Origin of the sequence: Bradyrhizobium sp. CCGE-LA001 (assembly GCF_000296215.2) — a bacterium.
Classification (GTDB): domain Bacteria; phylum Pseudomonadota; class Alphaproteobacteria; order Rhizobiales; family Xanthobacteraceae; genus Bradyrhizobium.
Genome location: NZ_CP013949.1, coordinates 6472883 through 6492193 on the forward strand (window position 1 = coordinate 6472883; position 19311 = coordinate 6492193).

Here is a 19311-nt window from a genome sequence, read left to right on the forward strand (position 1 = left end):
GTTCTTACCCCATCTTGATCCGGTCGGCACCGACCAGCTTGTTGAAAACATAGTAGAGCAGCATGGTGGCAGTCAGCAGAATGGCGCCGAGGGCGGAGGCCATGCCCCAGTTGAGTTCCTCGTTTGTGTAGTGGGCGACGAAGTAACTGACCATCTGGTCCGCCGCGCCCCCGACAAGCGCGGGGGTGATGTAGTAGCCAAGGCACAGGATGAAAGTTAGCAGGCAGCCAGCCGCAATGCCAGGTAGGGTCTGAGGAAAATAGACTTTCCAGAAGGCGTAGAACGGCCCTGCGCCAAGCGAGCGAGCGGCGCGAAGGTAACTGGGCGAGATCGTCTTCATCACGCTGTAGATTGGCAGAAGCGTGAAGGGCAGCTGGATATGGGTCATGGCGACAACCGTTCCGATCCGATTGAATATGAGCTCGGCAGGTTGAGACAAGATATGAAGCATTATCAACATCTCGTTTACGAGGCCATGCCGCTGCAAAAGCACGACCCAGGCGGTAGTGCGCACCAGCACCGAGGTCCAAAACGGCAGTAGCACCATGATCATCAGGAGATTGCTGTACCTCTCCGGCAATGTCGCCAGAAGGTAGGCGACCGGGAAACTCAACACGAGGGTGACAGCGGTCACGCTAATGCTAATACCGAGCGTAAGCAGAAAGACGTTACGGAAGATCGAGTTCTCTGGCGGCGAGGCGACGATCTGGCTATCCGGACCGTACTGCAAGTCGACGGAGCGCAAGAGATAGTAGGCCGTGTAAGCCGAGCTTCCACGCTTCAGAAGACTCCAGACATCGTGGCGGCCCCAGAGTGGGTCGATGTCGATCAGCGCCTCCTTGTAGGGACCGGTGGAAAGCGTGCTGGCCTTGCGGGCGCTCGAGGTAACCTGACTGCGGGCGCCGGGCAGTTCATAGTTTATCCGCTTGCCGATCTCGGCCGCAGTCTTCTGAGTCCAGGACTGTTTCAGCTCGGCCGCCAGCGCAGCATAGACACTCTCGTCGGGTAAGTCCTTGCCGTCCCAGGCCCTGACTTCCGTCATCGTACGCGGCATTAGTCTCAGAAGTGTATCATCGTGAACGGCATTGAATATCATTCGACCGATCGGAAGAACGAAGGTGGTTAAGATGAACAGCAGGAGCGGCAGGACGAGAATGAAAGCTCTCAGCTTGCGGCGGCGCTCGACCCGGTGAAGCTTGGTCCGCAGCGGTACACCGTCGTGGCTGCCGGTGATTTGGGCGGCTATCGTCGCCATCGACTCCTCTTTCAGTTCGTTTGTTTGAGTGTAGGGAGAACGGGAGGTCCTCCCCACGTTTTCTTCCTTGCTTGTTACTTTGCGAGCCAGGCGGTGAAGCGCTGGCGCAGTTCGTCGCCCTTCTCACTCCAGAAGTTAGGGTCGACTAGCAAAGCGTTGGCCATATGGTCGGGCGCAGTGGGCAGGTGCGGAAGGATGGCCTGATCGACATAAGTAATGGCATCCTTGTTGGCGGGCCCGTAGGAGATGTAGCGGGTCACGCCGGCTTGTCCCGACGGCGAGCCGGCGAAGGCGACGAACTTGTAAGCAGTATCTAGGCGCGAACCACCCTTGGGCATCACCCAGACATTCATCCCCAGTTCCTGGGAATCCCACACGATCTCAAAATGTTTGCCGGAATTCTTGTTCGCATCAAAAATCCGTCCGTTCCAGGCAGAGGTCATGACGACCTGACCGTCGGCGAGAAGCTGCGGTGCCTGGGCGCCGGACTGCCACCAGACGACATCCTTCTTGATCGTGTCGAGTTTCTTCAAGGCGCGGTCAACACCCTCTGGCGTGCTAAGCACGTTGTAGACATCCTTGATGGCCACGCCATCGGCGATCAGCGCCCATTCAAGATTGCCGAAGGGACTCTTAAGGAGACCCCGCTTGCCGGGGAATTTCTGCATATCAAACAGGTCGGTAAGAGTTCTCGGGCCATTCGGCAGCCTGTCCCTGTCGTAAGCCAGGACCGTAGCATAGAGGATGTCCGGCACTCCGCAATCGAGCTTGTCCGCGCCTAGGAACTTGGCTCGGTCAAAGCCCAGCCTTTTCCAGTCAATCGTCTCGAGAATGCCCTCGGCGCACATTTGCGCGGCTGCCACAGCATCGGCGGAGACGACGTCCCAGCTGACGCTATTGGACTCGACCATCGCGCGGATCTTCGAGGCCTCGCCGTTGTACTCCTCCTCGATTACCTTCACACCGGCCGCCTTGGCGAAGGGCTCGAACAACGCCTTGCGCTGCGCGGTCTGACCTGCCCCGCCATAGCCGGTGATTGTGAGCTGATCGCCCGCAAAGGCGGGTTTGGCGGGCGCAAGCGCCCCAGCCGCTAGAACGGTAACGGCCAGGACGTCCGCGATCATCAATAACTTCCTCATCACCACTCTCTCCTGCTATGCCATCCCCCAGGACGTGGACAGCGCTCCCGCCCCGGCCAAGCCTGCTCGCGGCCGAGCCTCGGTTCGTGGTCACGACGCGTCGAGCGCCCGACAATCTTCCGTTTTCCAGCCGATCGTAATCAGCGCACCGGGCTCGACGTGCGCCACACCTTCGGAGTTCGGTAGCTTGATGACGAAATCATCGTGGCCAGCAACCGAGGCCCGAATGCGCACGTGGTCCCCCAGGTAGATCAGCTCCTTAACCTGCGCACCTACGATGCTGGACAGCGACCCCGACAGGGGATTCAATTTCACTCGTTCGGGCCGCAACGACAATACCGTCGGTCGGCCAACCCCTTCGACATTAATCGGCAGCGCTTGCACGTTGCCCAGCCCCGGAATCTCCACTGTGCACGTGGCACCATTCACCGCAGCGACCTTTCCATGCAATCGGTTGTTCTCGCCGATGAACTGGGCGACAAATGCATTCTGCGGCCGCTCGTACAATTCAGCGGGCGCGGCGAGCTGCTGAATGCTTCCGTCATTAAACACCGCAATGCGGTCCGACATGGTCAGCGCCTCGCTCTGGTCGTGCGTCACATAGATTACTGTGACGCCCAGATCCTCGTGAATCTGCTTGATCTCGATCTGCATCTGCTCGCGGAGTTGCTTGTCAAGTGCACCAAGCGGCTCGTCCATCAATACGAGCTTGGGATCGAAGACGAGAGCGCGGGCGAGCGCGACACGCTGCTGCTGCCCTCCGGAAAGCTGACCAGGCCGTCGCTTGGCAAAGGCACCAAGTCTAACCATCTCGAGCGCTCGCCGGGTCTTAGCCTCTATCTCAGACTTGCCGAGCTTGCGGACTTTGAGCGGGAAGGCGAGATTCTCCTCGACTGTCATATGCGGAAAAAGCGCGTAGTTCTGGAACACCATACCAATGTCGCGCTTGTGCGGCGGCATCTTTTCGATCGAGCGCCCCTCCAGAAGAATCCAGCCTTGGGTAGGCACCTCGAAGCCAGCGAGCATCATGAGGGTTGTCGTCTTGCCGGAGCCAGATGGCCCGAGCATCGTCACGAACTCACCTTGGGCGATATCCAAGTTGAGATTCTTAACGACCAACGTCTCACCGTCGTATGTCTTTTGTACCTCGGAAAACTTCACAAATGCACTGTACGTGCCTGGCATTGCCCTCTCCTTGATCCCGCGCTCTTCAGCTACCGCGGCGCCGCGGAGACTACCAGACCACGATGTTCTTTTGACCGATTGCAATTCAAAGCCCGGTCGAGCCCGCGGAAATACTTCAGCGCAAGGCATCTTTGCGGTCGACCAGTTGGCTCAATTGTCCTCCCACGTGCGGCATTTGCGACTTTGCAGTCGCCTTATGTTTTTGTTTCATCGCAATATATTAGCTCGGAACGCTGAGTTTCTTCGATTTTGTAACATCTCGCGCAGAAATTGTGCGCAAGTAGCCGCGGTAGGAACGTTTGGTAGGCGCACTTGCTTGCGCGTGCGACGCACGCGAGCCGAGCAGGAGTCCGGTGCGACGAGCGGTCAGTCTGGCACATTGCCACACGAATAAGGTCACCGGCCAAATCGTCCAACACCTCGTCGGCCTCACCGACGCGTCCGGCATCACGCCCTTGCCCGCGTCGCGCGGATCGCGGTTTAAAGATTGGTCTTCTGGCTGAAGCAGCTTTTGCACTACCGGGATTCCGGGTGCAGAGCGGGATCACGTGATCGCCCGGCTTCACCGACGTCACGCCCGGGCCGAACTCGCCGAGGATGCCCGCACCCTCATGGCCTAGAATCGATGGGAAGATTCCTTTCGCTGTCGAAGCCGTCGAGGGTGTGGGAGTCGGTGTGGCAGATACACGCGGTCTTGATCTCGACCAGTACTTCGCGGCTTTCGGCCCTTCAAGGTCGACCTCGACGATCTCAAGCGGTTCTGTAGTTTCGAACCCTACGGCGGCACATGTATCTTCATTGCGGCATCCTGATTGCAATTTGAACAATGGTTAGAATTCATCGCCGCCCAAGCTAGGAGCGTTCTACTTCTTGCGCCTGCAACTTAATCTACTGCTGGATAGCTCCAACCTGTTCCTGTCGGAGATGTTCTTCCGCCGCAGCATGCGAACGCGATACTAACCCAGTAGAGATTTGAGACTGACGGCCGGATCCGCAAGCGCCTCCGCTTTGGGAGCGAGCCGCCGGGCGATCATCATCTCGGCGAAACGTATTTCCTTCGCGATCGCGCCGAGGCTGCCGAAGCCGGATGCGGCGACCAGGCGTCCTCCGGCGGCCAAGTGGAAGAACAGCTGCGCCCTTGCACCGAGAACTCTGGCTATTAGCACGTCTTCTTCATGGCAGAGTCCGGCGATTTGAAGGGTCTCATCGTATTGATCGGACCAGAACCACGGCACGTTATCATAGGGGAGATTCGCGCCCAGAATATTCGCTGCGGCCGCAGCACCCTGTTGCCGCGCGTTGCGCCATGCCTCCAGCCTAACTCGCGCCCCATAGAGGCGATGCGGGAACGAACAACAGTCGCCGGCTGCGAAGATGTCTGGATCTGACGTCGCCAATGTCTCGTCTAGCATGATGCCGTTGTTGATAGCGAGCCCAGCCGCCTGCGCCAGCTCTACGTTCGGCAGGACACCAATTCCAACGAGGGCCAGATTGGCAACATGCGTGCGACCATCTGACAGCACGACGGTGGAGGAGTTTTCTTTAATATCGATGCGCTCTACCGTGGCGCCGGTCTCGATGCGCACGCCCGATCGCTCATGCTTGGCTCTGATGAGTTCGGCCATTGGCGCCGGCACTGCCCGCATCAGCAGCCGCGGGCCGGCCTCAATCACGGTCACCGAAGCGCCCCTCGACACCGCACTCGCTGCAACCTCAAGCCCGATGAAACCACCGCCAATTACGACCACCTCGCATCGTCGACTAATGAACTTTCGGATCGCTAGCGCATCAGCGTACGTGCGCAGCGTCGCAAGTCCGCTCCCCGCAGCGGCTGGAATGTTCAATGTGCGGGGGCGAGCGCCGGTGGTCAGCAGCAGTCGTTCATAGAACAGCTGCGCCCCATCCGATAGTGTGACGCGGTGTGCCGCCCGGTCGATTGTCTCAACAGTTTTCCCTTCGAGATATCGGATTCCTAACTCGGAGAGGCGTTCGTGGGTGACGAGCAATTTCGGTCCAGGATCTGTCTCCTCGATCAGAGTCACCTTCGACAGCGGTGGACGTTCATATGGTAGCGCACTTTCGTTGCCTATTAAGAAAACGAGGCCCCGCCACCCGCCCTCGCGCAGGGCGATCGCGGCAGCCGTGCCGGCCTCCCCCGCCCCGACGATCACCATCGCATGTTCTTTGCTCAAGCGAGCCAGTCCTGTTTGAGAGAGGGTTGCGCCTCGACTGCCGCACGCTCGAATATGTCCCGCACCAGGGACTTGATCAACAGAGCCTCCTCCCAGCGATTGGTGGTGTCATTGCCCTCCCGATCAGTGATCGCATAGGGACGCGGGCCAAGTTCACAAGCAAAAGAAAGAAGCGCATCCGGACCTGCGCGCTTTCGCCAGCTTCTAAAGCCGTAGTCCCACCATCGCAGGAACAAATCGAGCCAAACCTTGTGCTGTGGAAACGTAATCTCAACCTGTATCTGCTCGCGCGATGCGACGCGGCCATGGAATGCCCATGCCCTGTCGAGCACCTGTCGCACGAGCCCATCGTCCTCGTCAGATATCGGGCACCAGAACTCCCTGCCCACCAGGACGTGCGAGAGGTCCGCTAGCATACGCATTGAAGGAACCTGCTCGATCAGATCGAGAGTGAACAGGAGGTCCGTCGTCATCCTGTTGCGATGCGTCTCGAAGTAGATCGGCATGCGAGCGTCCTCCGCAACCCTAATCCACCCTTCCAACAGCGGGATGCAATCCGCAACGCGACGTGGACGGACGTCGGGCTGGACGTTCAGATGTAGGGCGCCGAGTTGACGGGCCAGATCGATCGCGGCCTTTAGGTCATCGATCGTCTGCGGGAAGCACATACCCTCTACCAAGAGCCCTGTACCGACCAGGGCATGCGCGATTAGCTCGACACCTGCGGGATCGATGCACGACGTGCTGATACCATCGAAGCCGGCGTTCTTTATCGTCGTCACGTTCTGCTCGACCGAGCGCTCGATCTCGTCAGGATGACGTCGTTCCATCGCCCATAGCGATTGCAATACAATCAGGCGCTGCTTCGACACAATGCTGGCTCCTGTGCTGGCCCTCAGATTCGAATAAATACTGTGTTTTGCTCGACCTTCACTTCATAGCTGCGCAGGTCGATGCAGGCTGGCAACGCTCGTGCCTCGCCCGTGCGGTAATCGAACGTCCCAAAATGCTTGGGACATTCGATGATATGCCCATCGACGATGCCATCCGCGAGATGGACTTTCTCATGGGAGCAGTGGCCGTCGACGGCGAAGTAGTCGCCCTCTGACGAACGAGCAATGACAAACGTGCGCCCTCCGTGATCGAAGCGGCGCAGCTCTTCTGGCTGCAATGCATCGGCGGCGCAAGCCGCTACCCACCCAGCTGCGTCAGTCAATGTGGCTTCCTCTCATTGGCTCTCGGTGACGGAGCGTTCGATCTTATGCCCGTCCGTTAGCGCCGACCGAAGTCAGTTGGTAGCATGAACCCGGCACATGTCGCGCCAGATGCGCCTCTCCACCCGGTTCGTTCGTATCAGTGCTATCCGCCGCGCGTGTACTTTTTCGCCTTGATCCGCTCGTACATCGCTTGGTCGGCCTCGGGTGATCCGTCATGTGCCGTGCCGAACCACTCGTCAAACGGGATAATCAGATCCGCACCGTAGTTCACCTCGAAGTACCTGTGGTGCAGGTAGTGGTAGTAATTATCGGTGTCGATCAATTTTTCATCCGCCGTTACTACCCGATCGAAGCCCAGATGTCCGAGCACCGGCGAGAGTGCCGAACGCACGAGCTGAAACATTGCGAGCAGCGGGTTCGAGGGCAGGAGGAAATGCGTCAGCACACTGGAGAAGTAGATGATGTGCTCAAACGTGTGCATCGAAAGACCCGACCAGGGACCCGGGTTGACGTTGTGATGATGAACCTTGTGAACGATATGATAGAGAGCCCCCATGTGGATCAAGCGGTGGACCACATAGAAGTGCAGAGAATGCCACATCGGAACGATCAACATCAACAAGATGAAATAGAATGGATGGTCGTGAAAGTGGACGTAAGGAATGTAACCGTTGGCGAACATCCACCAGGCGAACACTTCGTAAGCGGTCCACACTGGTACACCGCTGCACATCGTCCATAATACATTCTCGACGGTCTGACTCCCGAACAGGAACGTTGGGTTGTTCGAATCTGGCCATTTGACATTGTACTTAAAATCAGTTTGTTGCCGTCGCTGGATATAGAGCACCACATGGAAGCCGCCGTAGACCAGGATCGTAAGAGCAGCGTTGCGCAAGAGTATAAGCGATACCCAGCCGATGCCGAACTCTCGCATCGTTTCGTGCGAAGGCGTCAGATAGATCCAAGTGACGAGCGAGATCAGGACGTAGGGCGAGTTATATTTCAAATAGCCAAACAGCCAGAGCAAAAATGCTTTTGGCCGGGCAGGCCAGATGAAGATCGGCGAGCGCTTCGGCCTCCTAGTGGGCCTCCAGTATCCCCGCTTATCTCGGGTCCCATACATTGTACTATCCACTTCTCTCCCCAATGTTGTGTCAGCGCGGATTTTCAGGTGCATAGACCACCTTGGCGTGTCTCAGACGCTCGCGATCTCTGGATAACAGGCCTTGGCGCTGCGCGAGCCTTGGTGCATCACAACCGCACAAAGGTGGCCCACCGCTGAACTGGAAGGCTTGTTATCTCGCTGGTGCAAAAGCATCATTGAACGGACTGTCAACCTCGGTGCTAGTTCGAGCTTGCCCGCAAATCATAGCTCTGGCACCGCACATTCTCTCGGCTACTCTTTGCGATTTTCCACCGGCAGCCGAGCAGTATGCGCAGCCTCTCTGAAGTCATACTCCGAAGGAGCATGAGTTGAACGCCGTCAGAACCGAAAACATGACACAAGTCAGAAGCAGAAATTGCTCAAAAGGAGGGCTAACACAGCCGAAAACATGCGGCGAAAGTCAGAAACGTGCAGCCTTCCGAGGAGTTCAGGTCGCAAACTCTGAGACAAAGGCTCCCGGTTCCCAGCATTGTACTACCGGTCCAGCCAGCTGAGATTTGGTAATTTCCAGGCTGATCCTGGTCCGAACCTTGGAAGAGTTACTCGCCTCTGTTCTGAGCGACATGGAGCGTTTCGAGCGCTCCGGCCTGCTACGTCGGTCCAGAAGACGATCATAAACAAAGGTGGGGAGGTTTATGGTTTATGATTAGTCCGCATACAGGTTCCGTGGTCTTCCCCTTGCTTGCGAGCACAAGCCTAAGTCCACCCGCTCCGACTTAGAGCGACAGGAAGGTGCACATCGCACCCATGCTCGCAGAGGAACAGCATTTAGTGCCAAGATGATCATGCCGACCGCGCGGCGACCTATAGTGTCCAAGAGAGTGGTGGCCAGCCTTGCCGAGAGTAGATTCCGCATCGCGACAATCTCCTACTTAGGCAGAGTGGACTTTGGAGGAAATGGCCGCACAGAAGATCAGAGGCATTAAGAGGCGTATCTTGCAACCGACTGAATTGGAGCGCTCTCTCGAAAGGATTGGAGGAACTCCTGCACTATAACAGGCTGGCCAAGCCGTGCACTTTCAATAGCGGAGAAGACCATCGCTACAGACTGAAGATTATCCTCGACGTTGGTGGCCATTTGTGAGCGCCCGTCAAGCCAGTGGCAGAATTGCTCGATCAACAGGGAATTACGCCACTTCTTACCGGTAACTAGCGGCACCTGCTGCCCTTTTCCCTGGCGATTAGTTTGTCGAATCCGATTTGGCTGCCGATGGAACACCTCGACTTCACGATGGTCAAGAATAGCCGTCCCGGATGCCGCTTCCACCCGGAAGTATTCAGAAGTCCAATCGTTAAGGCCGGTTGATTGTACACACGAGGCTTCATACACACCGTGAGCGCCGTTGGCGAATTCCATCAGGACTACGACGTCTGTGTCACCCATATATTCGGCCCACTCGGGCTTCCAAGTACGTGCAAAAATTGATGTGCAGGGTGCCCCGGCCAGATCCGCCATGATGTCGAGGTGATGTACGGCGCCCTCGATCAACATAGGATGGGCCATTTCGTGCCGAAAACGTCCCCACGAATCGTATGCCCGCAAGTCACTGGCGAAGCGACATGATACCTTATTGATTCGGCCGAGCGCGCCCGCACTAACGACCGCTCTAAGAGTGGTTTTATCCTGGTCGAAACGATGGCTCATGGTCACCCCCATCTTGCGGCCAGCCGCTTTCACCTTGGCGGCGACCCGGACGGAAGCTTCCATAGTGTCAGCGATCGGCTTTTCCGACAGAATATGCATCCCCCGAGTAAGGGCTAGATCGACGATCGACTCGTGCAGAGCCGGAGGAACCACGATGGTACAGAAGTCAGCGGCCACCGTTCGGAAAGCTTCTTGCGCCGAGGTGAAGCACTGCTCCGGATTCAATCCGAGGTGCTTTCGGCTCTTTTCGAGGGCGGTCGAATCGATATCAACAAGGCCGACCACCTCGATCGTCCCGTCCGTCACGTTTGACGGAAGGTACGTGTCGCACCAGTAGGCTCCAAAGCCGCCGGCTCCAATATGCAGAACTTTATACGTCATGATTGCCTCCACGAAATGAGCAGCAGGATCAGACCCGCTCGGGGCGAATGTCGGCCGGTCCGTGCTTGTGCTCCCAAAGATGTCCAAACCGCTTCTTGCCTTCGAGCGTGGTCTCGAAATAGGCGCCTTTCACATCGGCCATGATCTGCGGCAGATCGTGATGGTGTCCCATGCCGATGGCAACGCAGTCACCTACGTCGACTTCGAAGCTGCGCGATCCGACAACAACCGTGCCTGCGCCCTCAATGATCACCCAGTATTCATCGCAGTCGTGATAATGAGAGTCGAAGGTCGTCGATTTGGGATAACTAACGGGGTCTCCTTTTTCCCACTCTGGGGTGCTCGCTGTCAGCTTGAAGATGCCGCATCCGCCCAGCTCGGCTCCCCACCTGCCGGAAAAAATGAGGACCTCGACCACGCCTTCACCGGCGTCCGCTGTAAAGGGACCATCGTCCTGATCCATGTCCCAAAACTGACCTTCAGAGAGCACCTGTGCTCCCTTCCCGCTCGCCAACCGGCACTTTCCACGCGTGACGAGTAAACGCTGTTTTTCGGCAGTGACCGCTATCGACCGGTGCCCGCTGAATTTGACCAACTCGAACCCCATGAGTTCGCACCAACTGGGCGGCCGTTCTCCGCTTCTGAAAACCGGCATATCTATTCTCTCTGTTCTACGGTCAGACTCTTTTGCGGCGGATCGACTTAAAGGCGAGCGTTTGGGACTTGATTGCCACCTCAGTAGGCAATCGCTCCATACTGCTTGCTCCGTAGAATCCATGACACCCCGGGCAGGCGTCGAGAATGAAGCAGGCATCTTCCGGATTGGCAATTGGACCGCCATGGCAAAGGATGATGATATCGTCGCGGATCTCCCTGGCTGCCTTAATGCACTGGTTGATCAGAGCGATACTTTCATACAGAGACTTGCCCGAATGAGCCCCAATTGCGCCACCGGTAGTCAAGCCCATGTGGCACACAAGAATATCGGCCCCGGCTCTCGTCATTGCCGTCGCATCGCTCGGACTGAAGACGTAGGGGGTGGTCAGCAGATCAAGCTTGTTGGCCTCTGCGATCAACTCCACCTCCAACGCATAGCTCATTCCGGTCTCCTCGAGATTTTGGCGGAAAAGGCCATCGATCAGACCGACCGTTGGGAAGTTCTGCACACCGGCGAACCCCATCTCCTTCAGTTCCCGCAAGAAGTCCGGAATAACGACGAAAGGGTCTGTCCCGTTGACTCCGGCCAAAACCGGAGTGCTCCGCACAACGGGCAGGACCTCGCGGGCCATCTCGACGACGATCTGATTGGCATTTCCGTAGGCGAGAAGGCCGGCAAGCGAACCACGGCCGGCCATGCGATAGCGGCCCGAATTGTATATGACGATGAGATCAATACCGCCTGCTTCTTCGCTTTTCGCAGAGAGGCCGGTACCGGCGCCCCCGCCGATGATCGGACTTCCTGCTCGGACCATCTTTCGGAAACGCTCGATCAGCACCGACCGGGTGGCAGGCTTAGTGGGAGTATCAGTGCTCACGAAGGACCTCTTGGAAGCTTGCAACAAGTAGTTCGGAAAATTGCGGATCATTTATGTGAAGCGGGACGCGCGTCAATTGCCGCTTGTCGGTCCGACGCAGCGTGCGCTCAAGCGCCGAAAAGAGGGCGGCATTGGCTTCAGGATCGTGGAAAGGCTGGTCCGGAGCGTCGAGTGCCGAAACACCCAATTCTGGAATCAGGAACCGAACCGGGCCTGCACAGAGGTTAAGTCGTTCCGCGATCCATTCACCGATCCTGCTGCACTCATCAGCCGTCGTGCGCATCAGTGTTACCTGAGGATTATGCACGTGCAGCCGGCGATTCCGAAAATTGCTCGGGACGGTCTCCATTGATCCGAAGTTAACCATGTCGAGGGCGCCGCAAGAGCCTACGTACGGGAGCCCGGTTCGGACGAAGGAACCGAAGCGGTCGCCCGTACACGGGAAAACCCCTCCTACGAGAAAGTCGCAAACCTCAGTAGTGGTCACATCGATTCCACCCGCCAGCAATCCGGAGTCCGCAAGCTTTTCGAACGATTGTCCTCCAGTTCCTGTAGCGTGAAATACTAGGCAATCGAAGTTTTCCTTGAGCGTTCGGGCCACGGTCTGAACACATGGCGTTGTTACACCAAACATCGTCATCCCAATTGCCGGCCTGTTGTCGCCAACGGAGTCCTGCCTTTTGAGCACCATTCCAGCAACCGAGTGAGCCGCATTGGCGAGTACCACCCGCGAAATTCGGTTTAGACCAGATACATCGGTCACCGAATACATCATACTGATGTCAGTTGGCCCCACATAAGGCGCCACATTTCCAGAAGCAACTGTCGAAACGAGCACTTTCGGCGTGCCGATGGGCAGCGCGCGCATGGCAGGTGCGATTAAGGCAGTTCCTCCGGAGCCGCCGGCGCCAATGACGCCGGCCACGTCCTTGCGCGATCGAATGAACTCCGTCAACGCTTGCGACATTGCGGCAACCGCCCTTCCGCGGTCCTTGAGCTCATTGGCCCTCGGCGGATTCGGATGGTAGCGCATCACCTCCCACGGCTGAACGTCAATATCCGATGCCTGGCTTCGATTGACTGACACCGAAACATCAACGAGAACGACAGGACAACCTGCGTCTCGAACAAGGTCCCGCACGTAGCGCAGTTCACAGCCTTTAGTGTCGCAAGTCCCAACTATATAAGTTTTGTTCATTGCCTGTCCCAGCGACTGTCCTACAACGTCGGACTTCGGGCCCCGCTGGCAGAGCAGCAAGACCAAGAAGCGATGTTCGGGGTTGAACGAAATCTGTCGGCCTCGTTCCACGAAAATTATCGAGTCCTTTAGGTCGAATCTCTGCGATCTGTGGCCTCGTGCCGCCGAACCTCAGCGTCAGCTGAGTAGAATGCGGTGCTTTCGAGCGTTCAGCCGCTGCCAGGAGAAGCTGCAGAATCCGGCTGCGTTGTGGCCAGACTTCGATCGGTTGCTTTCCGAGCCAATGGGATCCTACAGCTGGGACGCTGAAGGGTATGCTTCCGGTGAAGGCCGCTTTGCCGAGTGAGGCGTGCTGTTGAGACTGTGCTTATTGACATGTGTGGACGCCCCGTTGATGCAAGAAGACTCTTTCGAATGCGTTTGGCGCGCAGTCGGGTGCTGACATGTGTCCGACCTGGCTCGTTGCATAAACCTTCCGCGGCGAGGATCTCACAATCAACGACAATGACAGCGCAGAGGCCGACGTGCGTGATGTCCGCCCTTGGGAAGCCCCGAAATAGAGGCGTTGAGCACTCGCCCACTACGTACTGCGGCGATCACTTCGTCCATCAGGTCCTTCATCGGCTGTACGCTCTGACGCTGCTTCAGCGTGGGAGTGAGCACGGGCCTGCGGTCCCACCCGATCCGAGGCTTCACGTCACCTTTGATCGCGCGCAAGACGGTACGAGCCGCACGTTCTCCCGTCTCGCGAATGTCTACGTATGGGCAAATGCATTAGCCGGCAATTACCATGGTGTTATTCTTTATGGCCGCGCTCCGATTGGCGTGGAAATCGGGCGCGTCCACGATTGGAAGCTCATGAGGATTGCGCGCCGACGCGAAAAGCTCGCCGATAACCGTGGCGCTGTCGAGATTGATGAAGACGCGCGTCAAATGCCGTCTAGGCAACAAGACGCTTGGTGTCTCCACCGGCACCACGAGTCCCGCCCCTTCACGCCTCGCGATATCGATGTAGGTGCCGATGGCCACGTTTGTACCGGCGTAACTTCTCAATTGCCTTGGTGCTTGCCACCGGCAACGCCACGGTCCTGACCGATTGCAAAGGACGAAAGGGTCTCGTACTTCATCATGAGCGACGAAACGCATGTAGACTCTCCCTTCGCGTCGGATCGAAGCGCTCAGCCTTGAGCTATGCCCCAGATCTCCACAGTGCGTCCAGTTCCAAACGCGTGCAGGCCGATAGTCCTCGCGCGGGATATATTTGTCGTAGCCGTTCTGCAACGCGTGCATGGCCATGACCTCGGCCTTGGTTACGGCGCCTTGTGGATTGAGGCTTTGGCAGGGCACCACCGTTGCACAGGCCCCTGATCGCGAAAGTGAAATGCTCGCGCTTGGAAAGTGGCTCCCATTGTTCCCGAGTGTTACCGAAGTAATAGCCTTCCAGCCCTGACGCAGTCCTGAAAGGATGCGCCGAGCGCGGCTAACGTCTCCGCTTGCTTTCCCATGATGAAGTGACTCTGGACCACGCCGTTACCCGGTTGCCGCACCCCCCATCTGGAATCTCGGCTGTGCAGTTGGCCAGCACAATGAACTCCCCCGCTCGCAATCCAGCATTAACGGTGCGATCGCCGAACAGTGTTTGGCTCTCTAGCTGCACTGGGCGCGGCACAGCTCGGACATCGGAGTACGTGCACCCACCGCGCTGGACAATCGCTTGATTCTGAATCGTCTGACCGAAAGGGCGGCAACGGCTCAGGCATCGTACTGATCGCTAATGGGATCCACCTTGAAGAAGCAGGCACACGCAGCAATCACCTCCCAGTCGCCTCATTCGACAGTGTAGTGCATCTTGAATCGCGCGACGTCGTCGAGCGTGCAGCTTCGGTGGCGAGTACCTCTGCCAGGTTCGCCATCACGCCTTTGATCTGCTCATCGAGGCCGCCGATTTAGACTCCGCCCAGCTGAGTCGAAATCGCCCGTGCCTCCAACAAACTCAGTGTGCCTGCAGTGCCCGACAGATGGTGAGTGTGAGCGATCGGCCGCTTCCAGATGGTAGGCACCCACGTTTCAATGTATTCTCCCACTTTGATCGCTCGTGACGTTGTGGTGAGGCGGCTCGCCATACACCGACTAACGCGCAAGTTATCTCCGTTCTTAGTGCTGAGAAGATGTTTTCTTCAGCGCCGTAAATGATTAAAAACTATGACTGCCATTCTATAAATCGAACATCTCACTCGTTCAAAGGCTTTCGTTCAAGCCCGAAGATCGACATCCAATGAACACGCAAGGCTGCAGCGGCGCGTTAATACCCGGTCGCAGCTGAGCTCGATGTGCGCCAGTGGGGATCCAAAGCCGGCGTCACGCGTAGCAGATGGTCTTCGCCTTAATGTAAGAGGTTCCGTCAGACTGACAAACCATGGAAGGCAGACCTTCGCACTGGAACTGCTCTTACTGCAGTCACGCACGCGCTTCGTCCGGTGTACGCGATAGCCCGCGATGGCCTCCACGCCGGCAAAGTACTTCTGGGTTTAGGGATGATGGTGTTGGAGCAACTAAAAGGGAATCTCAAGGTATCTGACATCTATATAGTCCGGCGCTCCTCCGGCAGGAGCTGATGCTTCGGCATTGATGCGAAGCGAAGGCTCAACCCCACCTAAGCAGCTGAAAGGGCTTAGTCCTCCATTGGGCTCAATCTTCGAGCGCGGTAGCGCACGTGTCTGCCTAGAGAAACTGAGCGGCACCTTGTTTGGCAAGAAAGACTTCAGGAATGGCTCAGTCGGCCATCCCTGAACGACTCTGCCTTTGGCATCTTCAGATAAGGGCTGCAATCACTTTTGATTGCGTCTAATAGCCGAGATCCAGGCTAACCTCGCGCGTGAGAGGCTTTTGTGTTGCAAACTCCAGCAAGTTTTGAGTGCCCCACTGAATATTTCGCTGCAGAACGTCATCGGCATTTGCAGCTTGATCATCTGACCCGATCACATTCGGAAGCTTGTGGACAGCCAGGCGTGAACCCGAGCCGGCTGGAAACGCCCTTCCAAACCCGTAAGTCCACCAGACATCCGCCGCGTATCCGCGCAAACGACCGGACGTAAGCGCTTCATGAAGAGGCTTCTCTTGAATAACACTGCCACGTGAAATGTTGACTAGGAAGGCAGATGGCTTCATAGCCGCAATTTCGGCCTTGCCGATCAACTGATTAGTTTCAACAGTATTGGGAGTGGCTACGACAACATAGTCACATTTCGCGAGCACTGAAGATAACTCGTCGACTCCGTGGACGGAATCCACGTATTCTACCGGCTTGCCCTTGTTCCGGCGAACGCCGACGACCCGCATGTCAAATCCCTTTGCATGCCTCGCAACGCGACCACCGATTTGTCCAAGGCCAATGATGCCGATTGTGCGCCCATGCAACATGGCCGATCGATACTCATCCGCATATATAGGGAAAGGCTTTTGTCGCTCCTGCAACGCCTCATGCTTCAGCAAGGTTTTCTTCGCGAGCGCAAGCACGAACATCATCGCTTGCTCCGCAACCGCAACCGCATTGGCACCACGAATATTCGTCAGTTTAACCCCCCGTTGCTTGAACAGAGCAAGCGCCCCCATTTGCCGCAGGTCATCAACACCCGAATGTAGCCAGGAAAACACTTTCAGTTTTTGCGCAACTTCCGGGACGCCCTCGGGAACGCTTAATGCGATGATAGCCTCAGCATCAGCAGCGAGGTGCTCCACGTCCGCGTAAGCGCAATCAAAGCGAGAAAGATAGTCGCCCTTGGGCGCTACTACTTCTGTGCCTTCTGGCATCGCTCCTTTGATGTAACTAATCTCGTCTTCTGTCGCGTACCACAAACAGAGCACCTTCATCGTGCCGATTCCCCCTATCAGGTTTCCTAAGTGTCTGAAGGGACTAAAGCCCCTCATTAGACGTGATCCTACTCGCAGAAAGGCGAGGGTTTACTGCGCATTCCGGTGCGACCGAGGCGAATTACTGCAAGAGACGTCTTTCTCCTCGCGAAAACCCGTCTGCCCTGTTCGCTCATTTGGAACTTGTTGCGTAAGCATCAATTGAGCTTTTCCCTCCCGCCAGGGGTCCGTGAGCCGACGATCTTCCAAACGGCCAGAAGCGGTCGGCGCGGAGGTCGCTCTCAGTGTATTAGGCGAGTAATTTCTGCGGCCTCTGATCCGGAGATCAGACTGGAATTCCCCTTGGTCGAGCCGATGATCCGTCTAGTTGCCATTTGCCAGGAACAGGCATGTGATCTCGAGCAAGCGACAAGGTCCCGCGTCGTGGGTTTACGAGCAATCCGCTACCAGCAAAAATGCGTGACCATGGTCTATAGGAGGCAAGACGCTGGCACGTTTTCAGAACACTCTGTGTTCAAGCTGGCTAATCTTGAGTCCAACCGTCCGTAGCTGGACTTTAGGTCGATCGGTGTCGGAGTCAGCACGTTCGCGGTAACTTATGCAACGGCGACGACACTGATTCTCACTAAAGTGTCTGCAGTTCTTCGACGCTCATGGTGTATGCCTAGAACAAGATCAACCGATCTGCTCGCGGATGCGAGGGGTACCGCCACCTATGGCATCTCGTCAGAGATCATGCGGGCTTGCTCTGCACGTAACAACGCGCTCGCAGCTCTCGGCAAATCAGGTTCCCTTCGGGCAATGAAGCTTAGGCTAAGCTGCTCGGTGATCGGCTCGCTAACCGGGTAATCGAGACTTCGCGAATAGCCGCTTGACATGATACTCCTTCGCATAGCCGAACCCGCCATGGGTCATGATCGCCTGCCGGGCGCGTCGTGGCCAGCGCGGCGGTGATACCCGAGCCAACCCGCCTCCGTCGTGTTCGCGCGGGAATTCACCGTCCTCATCACGCGCCAGCCTGTATCCGTCCTCGAACCGCGTGACGATCGGCGAACGCCTTCGCGGATGGCGGCGTGATCCTCGAGCTCGTCCAGCCGATTTGGGGGCGATTTGTCCACTCGAACTGCCCTTCTCGACCGACGCCAAGGCTCGCCTGCCTGTAAGTAATTGCGGAATGTCGAGCGTCTTGCGGCTATCACAACCGATCCGAAGTAGGTGCGGTGCCAAGCACCGCAACAACGCCGTCGCGCATGCGTAGGCTCGATCCGCTATCGAGATTTCATTAGATCCAGAATGTATCTGACGGTGAGAACAGCCGTTGGTACAATAAGCTCGTCGGAGACTCCGAATGTGGGCGTGTGCACAAACGATTCATTGCCGGGTTCGCCGGTACCGAGCCAGAAATAAATCGAGGGCACGCATGCAGCATAGAAGCCGAAGTCGTCGCTCCCTGCTAGCGGTCTCTTGCCCCTGAAGAAAGCATCGCGGCCGGCCGTATCGTGAACGAGTTGCTGGAACCGCTTCACCATTTCTGGATCGTTGACAACGGCCGGCTCGCCCATACGAATATCGCATACGGCGCGACCACGGTGCATTGCGGCGACCCCTTCTGCTACTTCGCGCACCCGCTGGGACAGCAAGGCCCTGCGCTCCGAGCTAGCTGTCCTGATTGTTCCCTCTATGACGACAGATGGGCAGATAATGTTCGTTGCCTCGCCGCCATGGATGGTGCCGATCGTGACGACGGCGCCGTCGTCGGGGGGCATTTCGCGCGAGACCACCTTCTGCACCTCATTGACGAACGCTGCGGTGATGGTGATCGCGTCAATGCCATTATGAGGCGAGGCGCCATGTGCCATTTTGCCGGTGATGGTGAGCTTGAATTGGTCGGCGGACTTCGTTACCGCTCCCTCCTGCGCGCCGAACATGCCAGCGGGAATTCCAGGACTGACATGAAATCCGACCGCTCCGTCGAAACCATCAAGCAGCTTTTCATCTTGAACAGTACGCCCGCCAAGAGGTTCTGCCTCCTCTGCGGGCTGAAAGAATACGCGGACTTTGCCTGCGAAGTTGTCGCGTAGACGATGCAGGGCGAGCGCAGCGCCAAGCGCGATCGAGCTGTGCACATCGTGACCGCAAGCATGCATGACGCCGGCGACTTGAGAGCAATAGAGCAGATCGTCACGCGTCTCCTGGATGGGCAGCGCATCAATGTCACCGCGCAACGCAATTGCTCGCTTCGGACCTGAGGCGCGACCTTCGATATCCAGATAGAGGCCAGTATTATGGAAAGACTTGGCACCCTTGACGCCGAATTGCTGCAGGACGGCAAGGATCCGCTGCTGCGTCTTCCATTCGGCATTCGAGAGCTCGGGCTCGCGATGCATCTCGTGACGCAACTCGATTACAGCGTCGCATTCGGCGTCCGACAGAAAGCTGTCGCTGCATATGCTCACTGATAGCCCCTTCATCTCGCTGCTTCGCCGGCGCAATCTATACGTAAGAGTAACATTGTCGTCGAAACGA

Annotated in this window: 15 protein-coding genes and 1 pseudogene; all 16 read right to left on the reverse strand. The window is 57.2% G+C overall.

The features are described 5' to 3' along the window. Positions 1–4: 4 nt before the first annotated feature. Positions 5–1255, reverse strand: coding sequence for an ABC transporter permease (locus BCCGELA001_RS29785; RefSeq protein ID WP_008545052.1), 1251 nt, complete (start codon positions 1253–1255; stop codon positions 5–7). 74 nt (positions 1256–1329) lie between these two features. After that, positions 1330–2379, reverse strand: a complete 1050-nt coding sequence (locus tag BCCGELA001_RS29790) for an ABC transporter substrate-binding protein (RefSeq protein ID WP_060737930.1) — start codon at positions 2377–2379, stop codon at positions 1330–1332. A gap of 105 nt (positions 2380–2484) precedes the next feature. Then, complete coding sequence (locus BCCGELA001_RS29795; protein ID WP_060736941.1) at positions 2485–3579, reverse strand: ABC transporter ATP-binding protein; 1095 nt, start codon at positions 3577–3579, stop codon at positions 2485–2487. A gap of 483 nt (positions 3580–4062) precedes the next feature. Further along, positions 4063–4397 (reverse strand): annotated as a pseudogene (locus BCCGELA001_RS36375) (alcohol dehydrogenase catalytic domain-containing protein); the annotation flags it as partial. Positions 4398–4535: 138 nt separating this feature from the next. Then, positions 4536–5753 (reverse strand): NAD(P)/FAD-dependent oxidoreductase, encoded by a 1218-nt coding sequence (locus BCCGELA001_RS29800; protein WP_008545056.1) that lies wholly within the window; start codon positions 5751–5753, stop codon positions 4536–4538. A gap of 14 nt (positions 5754–5767) precedes the next feature. Continuing rightward, positions 5768–6601, reverse strand: coding sequence for a sugar phosphate isomerase/epimerase family protein (locus BCCGELA001_RS29805; RefSeq protein ID WP_008545057.1), 834 nt, complete (start codon positions 6599–6601; stop codon positions 5768–5770). Positions 6602–6666: 65 nt separating this feature from the next. Next, positions 6667–6987: a non-heme iron oxygenase ferredoxin subunit gene (locus BCCGELA001_RS36380; protein ID WP_008545058.1), complete on the reverse strand. Its 321-nt coding sequence runs from the start codon at positions 6985–6987 to the stop codon at positions 6667–6669. A gap of 143 nt (positions 6988–7130) precedes the next feature. Next, on the reverse strand, positions 7131–8114 hold the full coding sequence (locus BCCGELA001_RS29815) for a sterol desaturase family protein (RefSeq protein ID WP_008545059.1): 984 nt from the start codon (positions 8112–8114) through the stop codon (positions 7131–7133). 964 nt (positions 8115–9078) lie between these two features. Then, positions 9079–10182 (reverse strand): Gfo/Idh/MocA family protein, encoded by a 1104-nt coding sequence (locus BCCGELA001_RS29820; protein WP_060736943.1) that lies wholly within the window; start codon positions 10180–10182, stop codon positions 9079–9081. Between the two features lie 28 nt (positions 10183–10210). Beyond that, positions 10211–10789: a cupin domain-containing protein gene (locus tag BCCGELA001_RS29825; protein ID WP_236840774.1), complete on the reverse strand. Its 579-nt coding sequence runs from the start codon at positions 10787–10789 to the stop codon at positions 10211–10213. A gap of 70 nt (positions 10790–10859) precedes the next feature. Next, positions 10860–11654 (reverse strand): phosphoenolpyruvate hydrolase family protein, encoded by a 795-nt coding sequence (locus BCCGELA001_RS29830; protein ID WP_008545063.1) that lies wholly within the window; start codon positions 11652–11654, stop codon positions 10860–10862. A 52-nt stretch (positions 11655–11706) separates the two neighbouring features. After that, positions 11707–12915 (reverse strand): Tm-1-like ATP-binding domain-containing protein, encoded by a 1209-nt coding sequence (locus BCCGELA001_RS29835; RefSeq protein ID WP_060737932.1) that lies wholly within the window; start codon positions 12913–12915, stop codon positions 11707–11709. 495 nt (positions 12916–13410) lie between these two features. Beyond that, positions 13411–13632 (reverse strand): M81 family metallopeptidase, encoded by a 222-nt coding sequence (locus BCCGELA001_RS39530; RefSeq protein ID WP_442855157.1) that lies wholly within the window; start codon positions 13630–13632, stop codon positions 13411–13413. Positions 13633–13689: 57 nt separating this feature from the next. Next, a complete protein-coding gene (locus tag BCCGELA001_RS29840; RefSeq protein WP_008545065.1) occupies positions 13690–13944 on the reverse strand; it encodes a hypothetical protein in 255 nt (84 codons plus the stop codon). Positions 13945–15759: 1815 nt separating this feature from the next. After that, positions 15760–16785 carry an NAD(P)-dependent oxidoreductase gene (locus BCCGELA001_RS29845; RefSeq protein WP_060736945.1) on the reverse strand — a complete coding sequence of 342 codons (1026 nt, stop codon included), beginning with the start codon at positions 16783–16785 and terminating at the stop codon, positions 15760–15762. Between the two features lie 1268 nt (positions 16786–18053). Next, the gene (locus BCCGELA001_RS29850) at positions 18054–19256 is read right to left on the reverse strand and encodes a M20 family metallopeptidase (RefSeq protein WP_144441557.1); all 1203 of its coding nucleotides are present in this window, start codon (positions 19254–19256) and stop codon (positions 18054–18056) included. Between the last annotated feature and the right edge of the window lie 55 nt (positions 19257–19311).

What these genes read in the sequence shown, in the direction of transcription:
- BCCGELA001_RS29805 (WP_008545057.1), bottom strand. Translation starts at nt 6,601, where the DNA reads ATGGAACGACGTCATCCTGACGAGATCGAGCGCTCGGTCGAGCAGAAC.
- BCCGELA001_RS29800 (WP_008545056.1), bottom strand. Translation starts at nt 5,753, where the DNA reads ATGGTGATCGTCGGGGCGGGGGAGGCCGGCACGGCTGCCGCGATCGCC.
- BCCGELA001_RS29790 (WP_060737930.1), bottom strand. Translation starts at nt 2,379, where the DNA reads ATGATCGCGGACGTCCTGGCCGTTACCGTTCTAGCGGCTGGGGCGCTT.
- BCCGELA001_RS29830 (WP_008545063.1), bottom strand. Translation starts at nt 11,654, where the DNA reads ATGGTCCGAGCAGGAAGTCCGATCATCGGCGGGGGCGCCGGTACCGGC.
- BCCGELA001_RS29825 (WP_236840774.1), bottom strand. Translation starts at nt 10,789, where the DNA reads ATGGGGTTCGAGTTGGTCAAATTCAGCGGGCACCGGTCGATAGCGGTC.
- BCCGELA001_RS29845 (WP_060736945.1), bottom strand. Translation starts at nt 16,785, where the DNA reads ATGAAGGTGCTCTGTTTGTGGTACGCGACAGAAGACGAGATTAGTTAC.
- BCCGELA001_RS29785 (WP_008545052.1), bottom strand. Translation starts at nt 1,255, where the DNA reads ATGGCGACGATAGCCGCCCAAATCACCGGCAGCCACGACGGTGTACCG.
- BCCGELA001_RS29850 (WP_144441557.1), bottom strand. Translation starts at nt 19,256, where the DNA reads ATGAAGGGGCTATCAGTGAGCATATGCAGCGACAGCTTTCTGTCGGAC.
- BCCGELA001_RS29820 (WP_060736943.1), bottom strand. Translation starts at nt 10,182, where the DNA reads ATGACGTATAAAGTTCTGCATATTGGAGCCGGCGGCTTTGGAGCCTAC.
- BCCGELA001_RS29815 (WP_008545059.1), bottom strand. Translation starts at nt 8,114, where the DNA reads ATGTATGGGACCCGAGATAAGCGGGGATACTGGAGGCCCACTAGGAGG.
- BCCGELA001_RS29795 (WP_060736941.1), bottom strand. Translation starts at nt 3,579, where the DNA reads ATGCCAGGCACGTACAGTGCATTTGTGAAGTTTTCCGAGGTACAAAAG.
- BCCGELA001_RS29835 (WP_060737932.1), bottom strand. Translation starts at nt 12,915, where the DNA reads ATGAACAAAACTTATATAGTTGGGACTTGCGACACTAAAGGCTGTGAA.